The sequence below is a fragment of the Lactobacillus sp. WILCCON 0149 genome (assembly GCF_057197965.1).
The window spans coordinates 1,398,794-1,412,659 of record NZ_JBUBHO010000001.1 but is presented as its reverse complement, the minus strand read 5'-3'; the positions used below and the strand labels follow the sequence as shown (position 1 = coordinate 1,412,659).

Below are 13,866 nucleotides of genomic sequence, written 5' to 3'. Positions count from 1 at the left end.
CATGAAATTCGGAATTCTCTTTGCTGGCCAAGGGGCCCAGCAGGCCGGGATGGGCCTGGACTTTCTGAGCGACCCCCTGTTTAAAGAAACGATTGACCAGGCCAGTCAGGCATGCGGCTTGGACTTGCCGGAAATCTGGAAAAATGACCGCGGCCAGCTGGATGAAACCAGATATGTGCAGCCGGCTTTAGTCGCCTTTGAATACGGGATCTGGCGCATGCTTACCCGGGACTTGGACCTGCCTATTTGCGGCCTGGCCGGCCTCTCCTTAGGCGAATACGGGGCGCTCTTAGCCAGCGGCTTTTTAAGCTGGCCGGCAGGACTGGCCCTGGTCGCTGACCGGGGCGAATACATGCAGCTTGATTCAGAAAAGACGGCCAGCGGGATGCTGGCTTTGACCAAGCCAGATATTCCAGGCCTGGAAGACTTTTTGCAGAAAAAGCAAGCTGCCGGCCAAGCTGTTTACCTGGCCAACTACAATTCACCCAAGCAGGTCGTTGTTGCCGGAGAAAAGCAGCTTCTGCCAGAGCTTGGGGCAGAAATCGCTGACCTTAAGCTGGCCAAAAGAGCAATTCCCTTGGATGTTGCCGGAGCTTTCCACACTCCGCTTTACCAGGCAGCCAGCCGAAAAATGGGCCAGCGGCTGGAGGGTGAGACTTTCAATGCTGGTACTTACCCAGTCATCAGCAATACCACTAGCCAGCCTTTTGTCAAAGAAGACTTGGCCAAAATCCTGGAAGTTCAGTTGATGGCGCCAACTCATTTTGCCGCCTGCGTCAAAGGTTTGCTGGACTTAGGCATGACGGCCAGCCTGGAAATCGGGCCAGGCCATGCCCTGTCAGCTTTTGCCAAGCAGGCGGACAAGGGCCTGAAGACCTGGCAGATCGGGAGTCTGGATGAATACCAGCAGTTTGTAGAGGAGGGGCAGAATGGATTTACAAAATAAACGGGTCCTGGTGACCGGGTCAACGCAAGGGATCGGGGCAGCTGTTGCTTTAGCTTTTGCTAAAAAGGGCTGCCAGCTTTTCTTAAACGGCCGGCGGCCGGAATTGCCGGAGGAAATTGCTGACCAGCTGGAAAAAATCGGGGCAGACTACCAGTACTTTTCTGCTGACGTCAGCGACGAAGGCGCGGTCAAGCAGCTTTTTAAAGAAATCGGCGACATCGATATCGTGGTTAACAACGCCGGCATCACCCGCGACCAGATTATGATCGGGATGAAGCTGGTCGACTTTGACCAGGTGCTCAAGGTCAACTTGCGGTCAACTTTTATGGTGACCCAGAAGGCCTTGAAGAAAATGCTGAAAAAGCGGTCCGGAGCCATTATCAATATGGCCAGCATCGTTGGCCTGCACGGCAATGCCGGCCAGGCAAATTACGCGGCGTCTAAAGCCGGCGTGATTGCCTTGACCCAAACCGCGGCAAAAGAAGCTGCCGGGCGGGGCGTCCGCGTGAACGCGATCGCGCCGGGGATGATTGCCAGCCAGATGACTGCTGTCTTGCCAGATGAGGTCAAAGAGCAGGCGCTTAGCCAGATCCCTTTGGCCCGCTTCGGCAAGGCGGAAGAAGTTGCCCAGGCGGCAGTCTTTTTGGCGGAAAACGACTATGTTACCGGCCAGACCCTGGTCGTTGACGGGGGAATGACCATTTAAGGAGAAGATATGCGAGTAGTAGTTACAGGCATGGGGGCAGTCAGCCCGAACGGCAATGGCTGCCAGGCTTTTGTTGAAAATACTTTAAATGGCGTGGTCGGCATCAAGCCGATCAAGAAGTTTGATGCCAGTGAGACCGGCATCAGCGTGGCCGGGGAAATCGATGATTTTGACGTCAGCCAGGTCGTCGGCAAGAAAAACGGCAAGCGGATGGACCTGTATTCCCAATACGCCATCCAGGCCTGCCAGGAAGCCTACGATATGGCTGGCCTCACTCCGGAAGCAGTGAAGGCGGAAGAGATGGGCGTGATTTTTGGCTCAGGGATCGGGGGCCTGACCACGATTGAAGAACAGGTCATCAAGATGCATGACAAGGGGCCAAAGCGGATTTCACCTTTCTTCATCCCGATGGCTATCGCCAACATGGCAGCCGGCAACATTTCCATCCGCTTCAATGCCAAAAATATCTCGACTTCCATCGTCACGGCTTGCGCCAGCGGGACCAACTCCATCGGGGAAGCCTACCGGCAGATCAAGGAAGGCCGGGCTGAGGTTATGATTACCGGGGCCAGTGAAGCCAGCGTCAATGAAACGGCGATCTCCGGCTTTGCGGCTTTAACCGCCCTGTCAACCAGCACTGATCCCTTAGAGGCATCTTTGCCTTTTGACCAAAACCGGCACGGCTTTGTCTTAGGCGAAGGGGCCGGGGCCTTGATCCTGGAAAGCCTGGACCATGCCCAAAAGCGGGGCGCCAAGATTTTGGCTGAAGTAGTCGGCTACGGGGCGACCAGCGATGCCTACCACATCACCAGTCCTGATCCAAATGGCGAGGGAGCGGCCAGAGCCATGCGGCTGGCAGTTGAAGAAGCTGGCATCAAGCCGGACCAAGTCGGCTACATCAATGCCCACGGGACGGCGACTAAGGCCAACGACAGCGGGGAAGCCAAGGCGATTCATGAAGTTTTTGGCGACCAGGTCCTGGTTTCCTCAACCAAGGGGATGACCGGCCACCTCTTAGGGGCCGCGGGAGCAGTTGAAGCCGTCATCACCTGCGCCAGCCTGCAAAAAGGAATTTTGCCGGCTAATGTCGGCTGCTTTGACCAGGACCCGGAATGCCCGGTCAAGCTGGTTAAAGCGGGCGAGCAGGAACAAGACGTTGAGTTTGCCTTGAGCAATTCCTTCGGCTTTGGCGGTCACAATGCCGTGTTAGCTTTTAGAAAGTGGGCTTGATTTTGGAAATAACAGATGTAGAAAGACTGCTGGACAAGTTTGAAAAGTCCAGCATCCGGGAAATGAAGCTGAGCTTGGATAATGCGGAACTTTTTCTGAGCAAAAATGAGTACATGCAAAAGACAGAAGCAGAAACGGTTTTGCCAGCCAAAAAAGCTGAAAGTCCTGCTCCTGCGCCAATTGAAAAAGTTGAAGCGGCAGAAATTGTTCAAAGAGAAATAGCTGAATCTGGCCATGCCATCAAGTCGCCCCTAGTCGGGACGATTTACCTGCAGCCTGCCCCGGACAAGCCAGCTTTTGTCAAAGCGGGCGACCAGGTCAAGGCCGGCCAAACTGTCTGCATCGTGGAAGCCATGAAAATGATGACGGAAATCAAGAGCGATGTTTCCGGCACTGTCAAGGAAGTCTGCGTGGAAAATGAAGATTTGGTCGAATGCGAGCAAACGCTCTTTTTGATTGAGGAGGCCTAGCATGACAGTTTTGGATTCCAGCCAAATTCAAGAGATCATCCCCCACCGCTATCCCATGCTCTTGATCGACAAGGTCATTGATCTGGTCCCTGGCGAAAGGGCGGTGGCCATCCGCAACGTGACAATTAATGAGGCGGTTTTCCAGGGACATTTCCCGGGAAATCCTGTCCTGCCCGGGGTCTTGCTCGTGGAATCCCTGGCCCAAACCGGGGCGGTGGCGCTCTTGAGCGATGACCGCTTCAAGGGGCAGACCGCATATTTTGGCGGCATCAAAAATGCCAAGTTCCGCCAGATGGTCAAGCCGGGCGACCAGGTCAAGCTGGAAGTGACTTTGGAAAAGGTCAAGGGCCATATCGGCCTGGGGCAGGGCATTGCCTGGGTCGATGGGAAAAAGGCCTGCACGGCGGAATTGACCTTCATGATTTCAGGTGAGAAAAATGTTTGACAAAGTTTTGGTCGCCAACCGGGGCGAAGCCGCGGTCCGCATCATCCGGACCCTTAAGGAAATGGGCATCAAGTCCGTCGCTATCTATTCAGTAGCTGACCGAGACAGCCTCCACGTCCAGCTGGCTGATGAAGCAGTCTGCGTGGGCGGAAGCCGCCCCAGCGACTCCTACTTGAACATCAAAAACATCATTTCCGCGGCCACCGGGACCGGGGCCCAGGCCATCCACCCGGGCTATGGCTTTTTGTCAGAGAGCGCGGAATTTGCCAGCCTCTGCGCGGCCTGCGGCTTGACTTTTATCGGGCCAAAGGCGGAAACCATCGACCAGATGGGCAACAAGGAACATGCCCGCCAGCTGATGATCAAGCACAAGGTGCCGGTTACCCCAGGCAGCCGGGACTTTATCAAGTCGCCAGAAGAAGGCAAAAAGGTTGCTGAAGAAGTCGGTTATCCGGTCTTGCTGAAGGCCGCAGCCGGCGGAGGCGGCAAGGGGATCCGGCAGGTCAAGGAGCCTGGTGAAATGGCTGATGCTTTTGACCTGGCTCAAAACGAAGCTCGGCTGGATTTTGGCAATGACCAGATGTATCTGGAAAAGGTCTTGACCAAGGTCAAGCACATCGAGGTCCAGGTTATCCGGGACAGGTTTGGCAACTGCGTTTACTTCCCGGAAAGAGACTGCAGCCTGCAGCGGCGCAAGCAAAAGGTGATTGAGGAGAGCCCTTGTGAGCTGATCAGTAAAGCTGAGCGGGAAAAGCTGGGGCAGATCGCTGTCCGGGCTGCTGAAGCAGCTGATTATTTGAATACGGGGACGATTGAATTTTTGATGGACCAGGACCATAATTTCTACTTTATGGAAATGAACACCCGCCTGCAGGTTGAACACACAGTGACGGAAATGGTTACCGGGGTTGACCTGGTCAAGGCCCAGATCCTGGTCGCGGCTGGGGAAGAATTGCCTTTTAAGCAGGAAGACTTGAGCTTTGAGGGCCACGCTATCGAATGCCGGATCAACGCTGAAGATTCCAGCAGGGATTTCATGCCGTCAACCGGCCAGGTGGACTACCTCTTTTTGCCGGTCGGCAACCCAGGCATGCGGATCGATTCCGCTCTTTACCAGGGCATGGTGGTTTCGCCATTTTACGATTCCATGCTGGCTAAAATTATTGCCTTAGGCAGCAGCCGGCAAGAAGCCGTTGCCCGGATGCGGCGGCTTTTAAAGGAGCTGGTGATCCGGGGGGTCAAGACCAACCAGGACTTTCACCTGGCCATTCTGGACGATCCTGAATTTAAGCAGGGGACTTTTACCAATACTTATTTGGAGAGGGAATTTTTGCCCCGCTGGAAGGAACAGGTAGACAAGCATGAGGCTGTTTAAAAAAAGAAACACGATCTCTGAGCGGCACGTCAAGGCCAATAAAAGGGCGGAAGACTTAGTGCCGAGTGGTTTGATGCAGCGGTGCCCAAATTGCGGACTGGAATTTTTCGCCAGCCGCCTGGACAAGTACAAGACCTGCCCGGACTGCGACTACGGCTTCCGCTTGACCGCTAAAGAGCGTCTGGCCTGGCTCTGCGAGGAAAGTGAAGAGTGGTTTGGGGACATTAAGCCCAGCGACCCCCTGCATTTTCCAAGTTATGAGGCAAAAGTTGCCAGCGGAAAGAAAAAGACCGGCTTAAATGAAGCGGTTTGGACCGGTTTAGCTAGCATTGGCGGACAAAAGACAGCCCTGGCCATCATGGATCCCTTTTTTATCATGGGCTCTTTGGGCCAGATGACCGGGGAAAAACTGACCCGGCTCATTGAAGCAGCTACCGAGAAAAAGCTGCCGGTAGTAGTCTTCACGGCCAGTGGCGGGGCCCGGATGCAAGAAGGGATCTACTCTTTGATGCAGATGGCTAAAGTGGTTAACGCCGTTAACCGGCATAAGGCAGCGGGCCTTTTATACCTGGTCGTTTTGACAGATCCGACTACCGGCGGGGTGACGGCCAGCTTTGCCAGTGAAGGCGACATTACTTTGGCTGAAGCCCACGCCATGGTGGCCTTTGCCGGCCGCCGGGTGATTGAGCAGACCATTCATGAGAAGCTGCCAAAAGATGCCCAGCGGGCAGAAACTGTTTTAAAGCACGGCTTTATCGACCGGATCGTTTTGCGGCAGGAAGAAAAAGAGACCCTGGCCTGGCTGTTAAAGTACGGAGGGATGCAGGATGACTGATGCAATGGAAACGGTCCGGGCAGCCCGGGCCAGCGACAAATTGTCGGCCCACTATCTGCGAAGTCACTTGTTCAGCGACTTTATTGAGCTGCACGGTGACCGGCAGGGGGCAGATGACCCGGCTATCGTGGGCGGGATCGGCCTTTTTGCCGGTCAGCCGGTGACGGTGATCACAACCAGCCGGGGGCATAAGCTGGAAGAACGCCTGGCCAAGCACTTTGGCCAGCCGGAACCAGCCGGCTACCGGAAAGCTGCCCGCTTGGTCAAAGACGCGGCCCGCTTTAAGCGGCCGGTGCTCTTTTTTATCGATACCGCCGGGGCTTTTCCCGGCAAAGAAGCTGAATATGCCGGCCAAGGGCAGGCGATTGCCCAGTGTCTGACAGATATTGGTCAGGCCGAAACGCCGATCATCAGCGTGATTTTCGGTGAAGGCGGGTCTGGCGGGGCTTTGGCCTTGGCCTGCGGGGATGAGGTCTGGATGCTGGAAAAGTCCATGTATTCGGTCCTGTCTCCTGAAGGCTTTGCCTCCATCCTGTGGAAGGACGCGGGCCGGGCGGCTGAAGCAGCTGAGCTCTTGGGCCTAACGCCGAAATCCCTCTTAAAGGGGCAGGTGATCGAAGGCGTGATCAAGCAAGAGGGCAGCAAGGATGCCCAATGCCGGGAAATTGCCCGGGTCTTAGAAGAAGAATTAGCAAAATTGCAAAAGCTGCCGGTCAGCAGTTTGCTCAACCGGCGCTATGAACGTTTCAGAAAGTTTTAGGTGAAGAAGATGGCAGGAATTTTAGCTGGAAAAAAGTTTTTGGTAATGGGCGTGGCCAACAAGCGGTCCATTGCCTGGGGCTGCGCTGAGCAGATCAAGGCCCAGGGCGGGGAAGTGGTCTATAGCTACCAAAATGACCGCCTGGAAAAGAGCCTGCTCAAGCTGGGGATAGCGGCAGACAAATTGGTTGAATGCGATGTGGCCAGCGATGAGAGCATTGACGCGGCTTTTGACCAAGTGAAAGAAAAGTTTGGCCAGATCGACGGCTTGGTCCACGCGGTGGCTTTTGCCCCGAAAAACGAACTGGAAGGGTCCATCCTTAATTCCAGCCGGGAGGGCTACCTGACTGCTCAAAACATTTCCAGCTATTCCTTGATTGCCGTGGCCAAGGCCGCCCAGGAAAAGGAACTTTTGGCCCCTAAAGCTTCAATCGTTACCTTGACCTTTATCGGATCGGAAAGAGCCATTACCAACTACAATACGATGGGGATTGCCAAGGCGGCTTTGGAAAGTTCCGTCCGCTACCTGGCCCGGGACCTGGGCAAGACTGGCAGCCGGGTCAACGCGATTTCTGCTGGGGCCATGAAGACTTTGGCCGTAACGGGGATTGGCGGGCACAAGGAACTCTTGGAACAGTCCCGGTCCTTGACGGTTGACGGGGTCAATGTGAGCCTGGAAGAACTGGGCAACTGCTGTGCCTTCTTGCTCAGCGACCTGTCCAGCGGCCTGACTGGCGACATCATCTATGTTGACAAGGGCGTTCACCTGTCCTAGGAGGCAGTGATGGAGATATACAGCTATCCAGTCTTGCCTTCTACGCAGGATTTAGCCAAGGAGCTGCTCAAAAAGAAAAAGCCGCCTTTTGCCGTTAGTGCAATTGAACAGACGAAAGGCTATGGCAAACAGGGGCGAGTCTTTTATTCGCCTAAAAATGGCCTTTATCTGTCAGTTTGTCTGGAAAAGCAAGAGAATCCCTTGCTGACCCTGGCGGTGGGGACGGCAGCAGCCGATTTTTTACGGGCCAGGTATGGACTGGAAATCGGCCTTAAGTGGCCCAATGATCTCTATTTCCAGGAGAAAAAAGTTGGCGGCATTCTGACTGAGCAGGTGGCAGGCGGGATAGTAGTCGGTCTGGGCCTTAACTTGGGCTCGGAACTTCCGGCCAATCTGCCCCAGGCCGGCCGCCTCTTGGCCGCGGGGGATTTTGATCCGCTTTTGGCAGATGATTTGGCCTGTGTCATTTGCCGGGCAGGCCGCCGGCAGGATTTTCTGCCTCGCTACCGGGAATTGAGCATCTTGCCTGGCCGGGTGGTTACTTTGAAAATCGCTGGGCGGACCATCTCCGGCATTTGCGCCGGCTTTGACGACCAGGGCCGGCTCTTGCTGGAAAAAAGCGGAAAGGTCAGTGCCTGGTCCAGCGGGGAAGTAATTAAGACAAGTTTTTTGTAAAAAGCCCTTCCCTTTTCCGAAAACTTTTGCTATTATAAATATTGTCATCGGAAAGCCCACTTGGCGGAATTGGCAGACGCGCAGCGTTCAGGTCGCTGTTCTGGCAACAGAGTGAAGGTTCGACTCCTTTAGTGGGCATGACTTAAGCAAGCAGGAATGCTTGCTTTTTTGTTTTCTGTTTTCCTTTTCAATTTGTACTTTATCTTTTATTCCTTACTTCTACTCCATACTTTCTATCTCTATTTTATTTTTTAGGTCCAAAAAGAGCTCCCGGTATTCGGGAGCTCTTTTGCTTTAGTTAAAGTTCTGGGCTTTTTTGGCGACCAGCTTGTTTTTCTGGAAGGTAACGTAGAAGTTGGCTTGCCCGTCGCTCTTGAGGCCACTGGTGTAGAGCCAGAGGACCACGTCAGAATTGGAATAGTCAGATTCTGAGTAGCCGTTAGGCTTGCCGACAATGGCTTCGACTTCTTCTTGGGTCATCCCCTTCTTGAGAGACTTGTAGTCTTTTGGCGTAATCTTTTTGGACCGGTTGACTACAAGGCCGGAAATCTGCTTGGCGATCGCCACCCCGTTGGCGAATTCAACGGCCAGGTTGGAGCCGGCACTGCCGTTTTGGACCCCTTCCCAAGTGTAAATGGTGGCCTTCAGCTTGCTGGTGTTGGCCTTGCTCTTGGCGTCAGCTTCCCGGCCCAGGAGGTCAGTTACCTGGCTGGGGGTGGACCCGGTCTTTTCAACCACCTTGATCTTCTTGTAATTAGTGAGATTGATCTTGTTGCTGGTCTGCTTGACTACATTGGAACTGGAAATTGAGCTCGCTGCCTTCTTGGCGCTTTCGCTGTCAGTCGTGGTCTTTTTGCTGGAGCAGGCAGTTAGAGCCAGGGCAGCAAAGGCAATCAAGAGAACTTTCTTTTTCATGACACCCTCCGTCTTTTCGTTCTTGGATTTTCATCCCTTTTATTTTAGACAGTAAAGGCTCCCTTGTCCACGCCGGCAAATAATTCTTAAACAGATTAAATAGGACTTTTGATAACCCAAAAGAAATAAATCTATTTTAAACAAAAATGATATTACCCTTGTTAGCGCTGTATACATAATACAATATGGATTAGAATAATATATAGAAGTGCGATTAACTAATAAGAATGACTGAAGCGATTGCAATTTTTTCAAAAAATAAAATGGGGGATTGAAAAATGCGCAAGGAAGCAAGGAAAAAGACCAAGAGAAAGCTGGACAAGACCGGCTGGGGAATCGTAACCATCGTTATTGCTATAGCAGTGGTCTTAGCCGGCTGGCTGACCTACCGGGCCGTGCAAGTAGCCCGCCTCAGTCGGCAGGTGGACGTGAAAGTTGACGGCACAAAAGAGCTGAAGAGCGGGAAGGCTTCAGCCAAGCTGCTGGCAAAATATGAGGCGGCTCAGCCCGCTGACCTTCTTACCAGCCAAACTGCCGCGAAGAAGCGGTCCGCTGTTTTGGTCTTTGCCGGTTTAACCGACAGCCAGGAAACAAATGAAAAAATTCTGGATTACCTCAAAAAAGCTGGTGTTTCGGCCGCTTTTGCCCTGCCAGCCGCCCGGGCCCGGGAAAACGACGTGATGATCAAAGACCTGGTAAAAAGCCGCCAGCAGCTGATCGGCAGTGGCATTATGGGAACAGAAGGCAGCCAGGCAGCCGAAGTCTTGCTGCCCAAACTGCAACTGGCCAAAAAGAGTCTGGAAGCTGAAAGCAGGCAAGAGATCAAGCTGCTCTATTTGCCTGGCAAAGCTGACTACTTGGCCAAGGCGGCTGCTACTTGCGGCTACGAGGCCCTGGTTTGCCCGGAAAATTCTGACTTGCTTGACCGGCAGACTTTTACCAAGGAAAGTCAAGTCAAGAACTATGTCCAGCAATTGTCCGGCCAGCGGATCATCGTGGTCAACCTGGCCGGCTTAAAGGGGCCTGTCCACCAGGAGCCAGCTGTCAAGGTCGCTAAACCGGCCCTGGACAAGCAGGCCCAGCTGGCTGACCAGCAGAAGAAAAGCAAGAAGGAGCTGGAAATCGACCAGGTCGTCCGCCTGCTTTTGCAAGACTTAAAAGAAGAAAAAATTCCCTGCCAGCCTTTAAGCAGCCTCAAGCCGGTTAAGTCCTCCAGCTATATCAAGGCCCAGCTGGCTGACGATGACCAGCAAGCCACGCTTTACCGCTATTCTTTGACCAATAAGAAAAAAGTGGCCTTAGTGATTGGGCCGCTGCATCAGGAGAGCAGCTACCGGAAGTTTAAAAAAGTATTGGTTAAAGCAGGAATCCCGGCAACTTTTTTAAGCGATGAAAAAACGCAAGATGCATTGATTAAGCAGATCAAGGAAGCCGGCTATGACCTGCAGCTGGCCAGCCAGACTGCTTTAACAAATAATTGGACGGCTTATCAGACTTTGAAAAATGGGCAAGAGCGACTCGCGAAAACTTCCAAGCCAGCAGCTTATGTTTTGAAAAAGAGCGACGAAAGCAGCGCCGTCAGACGGGCCTGCTGGCAGACCGACCTCACTCCGGTTGCTCAAAATTCAGCTAAAGAGCTGAAACCCGGCCGCTATATCTTTTTCAAGGCAGGGGAAGCAGGCAAAATGGCAGCTTTTGCCAAGCAGGGCAAGAAGGCTGGCTACTCTTTCACGACCCTGGCCAGCTTAGTCAAAAATCCTGCTATCAAGGCCCTCAGCCAGCAGGAAATAGCTAAAATGCGCAAGGAGAACCAAGGGCAAAAAGATCAGCCGCTTACGCAAGTGCTGACGACTGAGCCGGCCCTGTCTTTGCTTTTGACCAATCTCAGCCACTCAGCGGTTGATCAGGAAGTGGGGCAAATCGTCAAGGACCGGGGCGGGTCAGCGACTTTCGCGGCTTCTTTTGGTGAGCTCCAAGATGAAAGCTTGACTATTGAGCAGCTTTTAAAAGAGGGGCATGAATTGGCCCTGGTTTACCAGGAGAGCAAGGCTTTTCCAGCTACTTTCAAGGGAGCCAGCCAGTACTTGCACAATTGCCTCGAATATTGCCAATGGCGCTTTAATTACCAGCCAAAATTAGTGGTCGTTTCCGGCAAAAAGTCCAAGGCCGGAGTCTTAGAAGCTATCAAGGCCGCAAAGCTGACGGCCATTGCCCCCAAGCAGGCCTTGATCAAGGCTAAGAGTCAGGACAGCACTTTTTCCAGCCTGGCTAAAAACCGGCAGGAAGTTGCCAAGCTCCGTTTTAACCGGGGGGCAATTGAAGGAATCAACCTGGGCTATTATGAGGCGGACCAGGTCCGGCAAAAGGGTGAGAAAACCGTCATGGGGCAGATGGTGCAAGACCTGCTTAAAGACAAGTTGGATGCCATTGCCTATCATCCCCGGGGCAAAAAGATAGAAGCTGCCAGCCGCTACAAATTGAAAACGGTCAGCCAGCTTAAGGCTTCTAAAGCCTGCTACAGCTTTAACGACAAAAAGAGCAAGTTGGTAGAAGCCGGCAAGCGGAATTTGACCAAGCTCAAGCCTTATTGGCGGGAGTTTGCTTATCTGGAGCAGCATTATGTTGGCAGCAATTTCGTCACCTCCCCGGTCAAGATGCCGGGCTTTGACTACTGGGAAACTAACCGCCTGGATCAAGTTGGCCGTTTGACAAACGACCGCGTTATCTTTTTGACTTTTGACGACTGGGGTAGCGACGAATCCATCAATAAGATCCTGTATGTGTTGAAAAAGCATCATGTCAAGGCAACCTTCTTCGTCTTGACCGAAAACGTGGACAAAAATCCCAACTTGCTGCGGGCAATCGCGGCTGATGGTCATGAAATCGCCAGCCACTCCAACTCGCACTGGCCCCTGGCAACCAGTAATAACGGGGCTTATCATAACCTAACTGTTAAGGAGACCGCGGCCATGCGCAAAGACCTGGCTCAGTCTTACCAGAAACTGAACAAGTATGCCGGTAACGTCCAAGTTGCCGGGAAAAAGGCCCTGTCCCTGGACTTCCGGCCGCCAACTCTGGAAGTTTCCAAAAAGGGCCTGGAGGCGGTCTTTGACGTGGGCTTCCAGTACGCGGTTTCCGGCGACGTTTCAACCAATGACTATGAGCAGACCAGCTTCCAGAAGTACTTGCATGACCTGAAATACGGGTCGGGCAAGGATGACAATGACTACCAGGTGACAAACGGCAGCGTGATCGTCATGCACATGCTGGAAAATGCCAAGTATACCGCCCAGGTTTTGGACATCATGATTCCCATCTGGAAAAAAGCGGGCTACAGCTTTGCCCGGGTTGACCAGTATACGGCAGCTTATTCCCGGCAAAGAGCGAAGGAAAGCAATTAGAGAAAAGAGAGGGACTTGGAATAATGAGGATTTTTGACAAACTGACCAAAGGACAGGGCAAGCTCTGCGTGGTGGGCCTGGGTTACGTCGGCCTGCCGCTGGCGGTGGAATTTGCCAAAAAAGTGCCGGTGATCGGCTTTGACATTAATGAGGATAAGCTTATGGCTTACCGGAAGGGGGCAGACCCGACCCATTCAATGGGCGACGTCAGCCAAAGCGGGATCGACTTTACCAGCGATGAAAAGCGGATCAAAGAAGCCGATTTTGTGATCATCGCGGTCCCAACCCCGGTTTACGAGGACAATGAGCCCGACCTCCGTCCTTTAAAGGGGGCCAGTCAAGCAGTTGGCCGAAATTTGCAAAAAGGAGCAGTCGTTGTTTATGAATCAACTGTGTATCCGGGCATGACGGAAGACTTTTGCGGGCCGATTTTGGAAAAAGCCAGCGGCATGAAAATTTGTCAAGATTTTAAAATCGCCTATTCGCCGGAAAGAATCAACCCTGGTGACCGCCAGCACCACCTGACCAATATCAAAAAGATCGTTTCCGGCATGGACCAGGAGACCTGCCAAACGGTCAAGGAAGTCTATGACCTGGTCATCGAAGAGACGGTGCCGGTTTCCTCAATTAAGGCAGCGGAAGCTATCAAGGTGACGGAAAACAGCCAAAGAGATGTCAATATTGCCTTTATGAATGAATGCACGGCGATTTTTGACAAATTGGGCCTGGATACCCAGGAAGTCCTCAAGGGGATGAACAGCAAGTGGAATGCCCTGGGCTTTCAGCCGGGCCTGGTCGGCGGCCACTGCATTGGGGTGGACCCCTACTATTTGATCCAGCAGGCAGAAAGATATAATGCCGATGCCAGTCTCCTGCGGATGAGCCGGGAGATCAACAACCGGGTGGCGGGCTTTTTGGTCGAAAAAACCATCAAATTGCTGGCCTTGACTGGCCGGCCGGTCAAGGGAGCCCGGGTTGGCCTTCTGGGGATCACTTTTAAAGAAAACGTAGCTGACGCCAGAAACAGTAAGGCAGCTGATATCGTCAAGGGCTTGGAAGAATACGGAGTCCAGGTTTTGGTGGCAGATCCGCATGCAAGTCCCCGGGACATCAAGCAAAAGTATGGGATCGATTTGACGGATATGAGCGAGATGAAGGATTTGGACGGTCTGGTCATTGCCGTGGCTCATGACGAGTTTAAAAAGCTGGATCTGAATAGTTTTTACAAAAAAGAGCTGGCAAATAAGGACCGGGTCCTGGTTGACGTCAAGGGCCTGTATCCTGCTGAAGAAGAAGAGGCGCTGGGGCTGACTTACTGGCGCCTGTAAGGAATT

General features: G+C 53.0%; 13 protein-coding genes and 1 tRNA gene. 13 read left to right on the top strand and 1 reads right to left on the bottom strand.

The window, feature by feature from the left end; translation table 11 throughout:
- The first annotated feature begins 1 nt into the window (after position 1).
- The 11 genes from ACYVUV_RS06495 (at position 2) to ACYVUV_RS06445 (ending at position 8,354) form a co-directional block, all read left to right on the top strand.
- Positions 2–946, top strand: a complete 945-nt coding sequence (locus ACYVUV_RS06495; RefSeq protein ID WP_439774814.1) for an ACP S-malonyltransferase — start codon at positions 2–4, stop codon at positions 944–946.
- Entirely contained in the window at positions 930–1,652 is a 723-nt protein-coding gene (locus ACYVUV_RS06490) for a 3-oxoacyl-ACP reductase family protein (protein ID WP_439774815.1), read from the top strand. The genes ACYVUV_RS06495 and ACYVUV_RS06490 overlap by 17 nt, the downstream gene beginning before the upstream one ends.
- 9 nt (positions 1,653–1,661) lie before the next feature.
- On the top strand, positions 1,662–2,882 hold the full coding sequence (gene fabF / locus ACYVUV_RS06485; protein WP_439774816.1) for a beta-ketoacyl-ACP synthase II: 1,221 nt from the start codon (positions 1,662–1,664) through the stop codon (positions 2,880–2,882).
- 2 nt (positions 2,883–2,884) lie between these two features.
- Positions 2,885–3,352, top strand: coding sequence for an acetyl-CoA carboxylase biotin carboxyl carrier protein (gene accB, locus ACYVUV_RS06480; RefSeq protein WP_484499195.1), 468 nt, complete (start codon positions 2,885–2,887; stop codon positions 3,350–3,352).
- 1 nt (position 3,353) lies between these two features.
- A complete protein-coding gene (gene fabZ / locus ACYVUV_RS06475) occupies positions 3,354–3,797 on the top strand; it encodes a 3-hydroxyacyl-ACP dehydratase FabZ (RefSeq protein ID WP_439774818.1) in 444 nt (147 codons plus the stop codon).
- The gene (gene accC / locus ACYVUV_RS06470) at positions 3,790–5,172 is read left to right on the top strand and encodes an acetyl-CoA carboxylase biotin carboxylase subunit (protein WP_484499194.1); all 1,383 of its coding nucleotides are present in this window, start codon (positions 3,790–3,792) and stop codon (positions 5,170–5,172) included. Before fabZ ends, accC begins: the two co-directional genes overlap by 8 nt.
- A complete protein-coding gene (locus ACYVUV_RS06465; RefSeq protein WP_439774820.1) occupies positions 5,159–6,007 on the top strand; it encodes an acetyl-CoA carboxylase carboxyltransferase subunit beta in 849 nt (282 codons plus the stop codon). The genes accC and ACYVUV_RS06465 overlap by 14 nt, the downstream gene beginning before the upstream one ends.
- A complete protein-coding gene (accA, locus tag ACYVUV_RS06460; protein ID WP_439774821.1) occupies positions 6,000–6,767 on the top strand; it encodes a carboxyltransferase subunit alpha in 768 nt (255 codons plus the stop codon). The genes ACYVUV_RS06465 and accA overlap by 8 nt, the downstream gene beginning before the upstream one ends.
- A 9-nt stretch (positions 6,768–6,776) precedes the next feature.
- Complete coding sequence (gene fabI, locus ACYVUV_RS06455) at positions 6,777–7,541, top strand: enoyl-ACP reductase FabI (RefSeq protein ID WP_439774822.1); 765 nt, start codon at positions 6,777–6,779, stop codon at positions 7,539–7,541.
- Between the two features lie 9 nt (positions 7,542–7,550).
- Positions 7,551–8,216, top strand: a complete 666-nt coding sequence (locus ACYVUV_RS06450) for a biotin--[acetyl-CoA-carboxylase] ligase (RefSeq protein WP_439774823.1) — start codon at positions 7,551–7,553, stop codon at positions 8,214–8,216.
- Positions 8,217–8,270: 54 nt separating this feature from the next.
- Positions 8,271–8,354, top strand: a tRNA-Leu gene (locus ACYVUV_RS06445).
- Positions 8,355–8,510: 156 nt separating this feature from the next.
- On the opposite strand, the gene ACYVUV_RS06440 is transcribed toward ACYVUV_RS06445, so the two are convergent.
- A complete protein-coding gene (locus ACYVUV_RS06440) occupies positions 8,511–9,131 on the bottom strand; it encodes a DUF3862 domain-containing protein (protein ID WP_439774824.1) in 621 nt (206 codons plus the stop codon).
- A 278-nt stretch (positions 9,132–9,409) separates the two neighbouring features.
- On the opposite strand from ACYVUV_RS06440, the gene ACYVUV_RS06435 reads away from it, so the two are divergent.
- Together ACYVUV_RS06435 and ACYVUV_RS06430 are read left to right on the top strand one after the other, a co-directional pair.
- Positions 9,410–12,532: a polysaccharide deacetylase family protein gene (locus ACYVUV_RS06435; protein WP_484499193.1), complete on the top strand. Its 3,123-nt coding sequence runs from the start codon at positions 9,410–9,412 to the stop codon at positions 12,530–12,532.
- Between the two features lie 23 nt (positions 12,533–12,555).
- Complete coding sequence (locus tag ACYVUV_RS06430) at positions 12,556–13,860, top strand: nucleotide sugar dehydrogenase (RefSeq protein ID WP_484499192.1); 1,305 nt, start codon at positions 12,556–12,558, stop codon at positions 13,858–13,860.
- Positions 13,861–13,866: the final 6 nt, after the last annotated feature.

Excerpts from the sequence above, each read along its gene's own strand:
- ACYVUV_RS06495 (WP_439774814.1), top strand. The coding sequence starts at position 2 with ATGAAATTCGGAATTCTCTTTGCTGGCCAAGGGGCCCAGCAGGCCGGG.
- ACYVUV_RS06490 (WP_439774815.1), top strand. The coding sequence starts at position 930 with ATGGATTTACAAAATAAACGGGTCCTGGTGACCGGGTCAACGCAAGGG.
- fabF (WP_439774816.1), top strand. The coding sequence starts at position 1,662 with ATGCGAGTAGTAGTTACAGGCATGGGGGCAGTCAGCCCGAACGGCAAT.
- fabZ (WP_439774818.1), top strand. The coding sequence starts at position 3,354 with ATGACAGTTTTGGATTCCAGCCAAATTCAAGAGATCATCCCCCACCGC.
- accC (WP_484499194.1), top strand. The coding sequence starts at position 3,790 with ATGTTTGACAAAGTTTTGGTCGCCAACCGGGGCGAAGCCGCGGTCCGC.
- ACYVUV_RS06465 (WP_439774820.1), top strand. The coding sequence starts at position 5,159 with ATGAGGCTGTTTAAAAAAAGAAACACGATCTCTGAGCGGCACGTCAAG.
- accA (WP_439774821.1), top strand. The coding sequence starts at position 6,000 with ATGACTGATGCAATGGAAACGGTCCGGGCAGCCCGGGCCAGCGACAAA.
- fabI (WP_439774822.1), top strand. The coding sequence starts at position 6,777 with ATGGCAGGAATTTTAGCTGGAAAAAAGTTTTTGGTAATGGGCGTGGCC.
- ACYVUV_RS06450 (WP_439774823.1), top strand. The coding sequence starts at position 7,551 with ATGGAGATATACAGCTATCCAGTCTTGCCTTCTACGCAGGATTTAGCC.
- ACYVUV_RS06440 (WP_439774824.1), bottom strand. The coding sequence starts at position 9,131 with ATGAAAAAGAAAGTTCTCTTGATTGCCTTTGCTGCCCTGGCTCTAACT.
- ACYVUV_RS06435 (WP_484499193.1), top strand. The coding sequence starts at position 9,410 with ATGCGCAAGGAAGCAAGGAAAAAGACCAAGAGAAAGCTGGACAAGACC.
- ACYVUV_RS06430 (WP_484499192.1), top strand. The coding sequence starts at position 12,556 with ATGAGGATTTTTGACAAACTGACCAAAGGACAGGGCAAGCTCTGCGTG.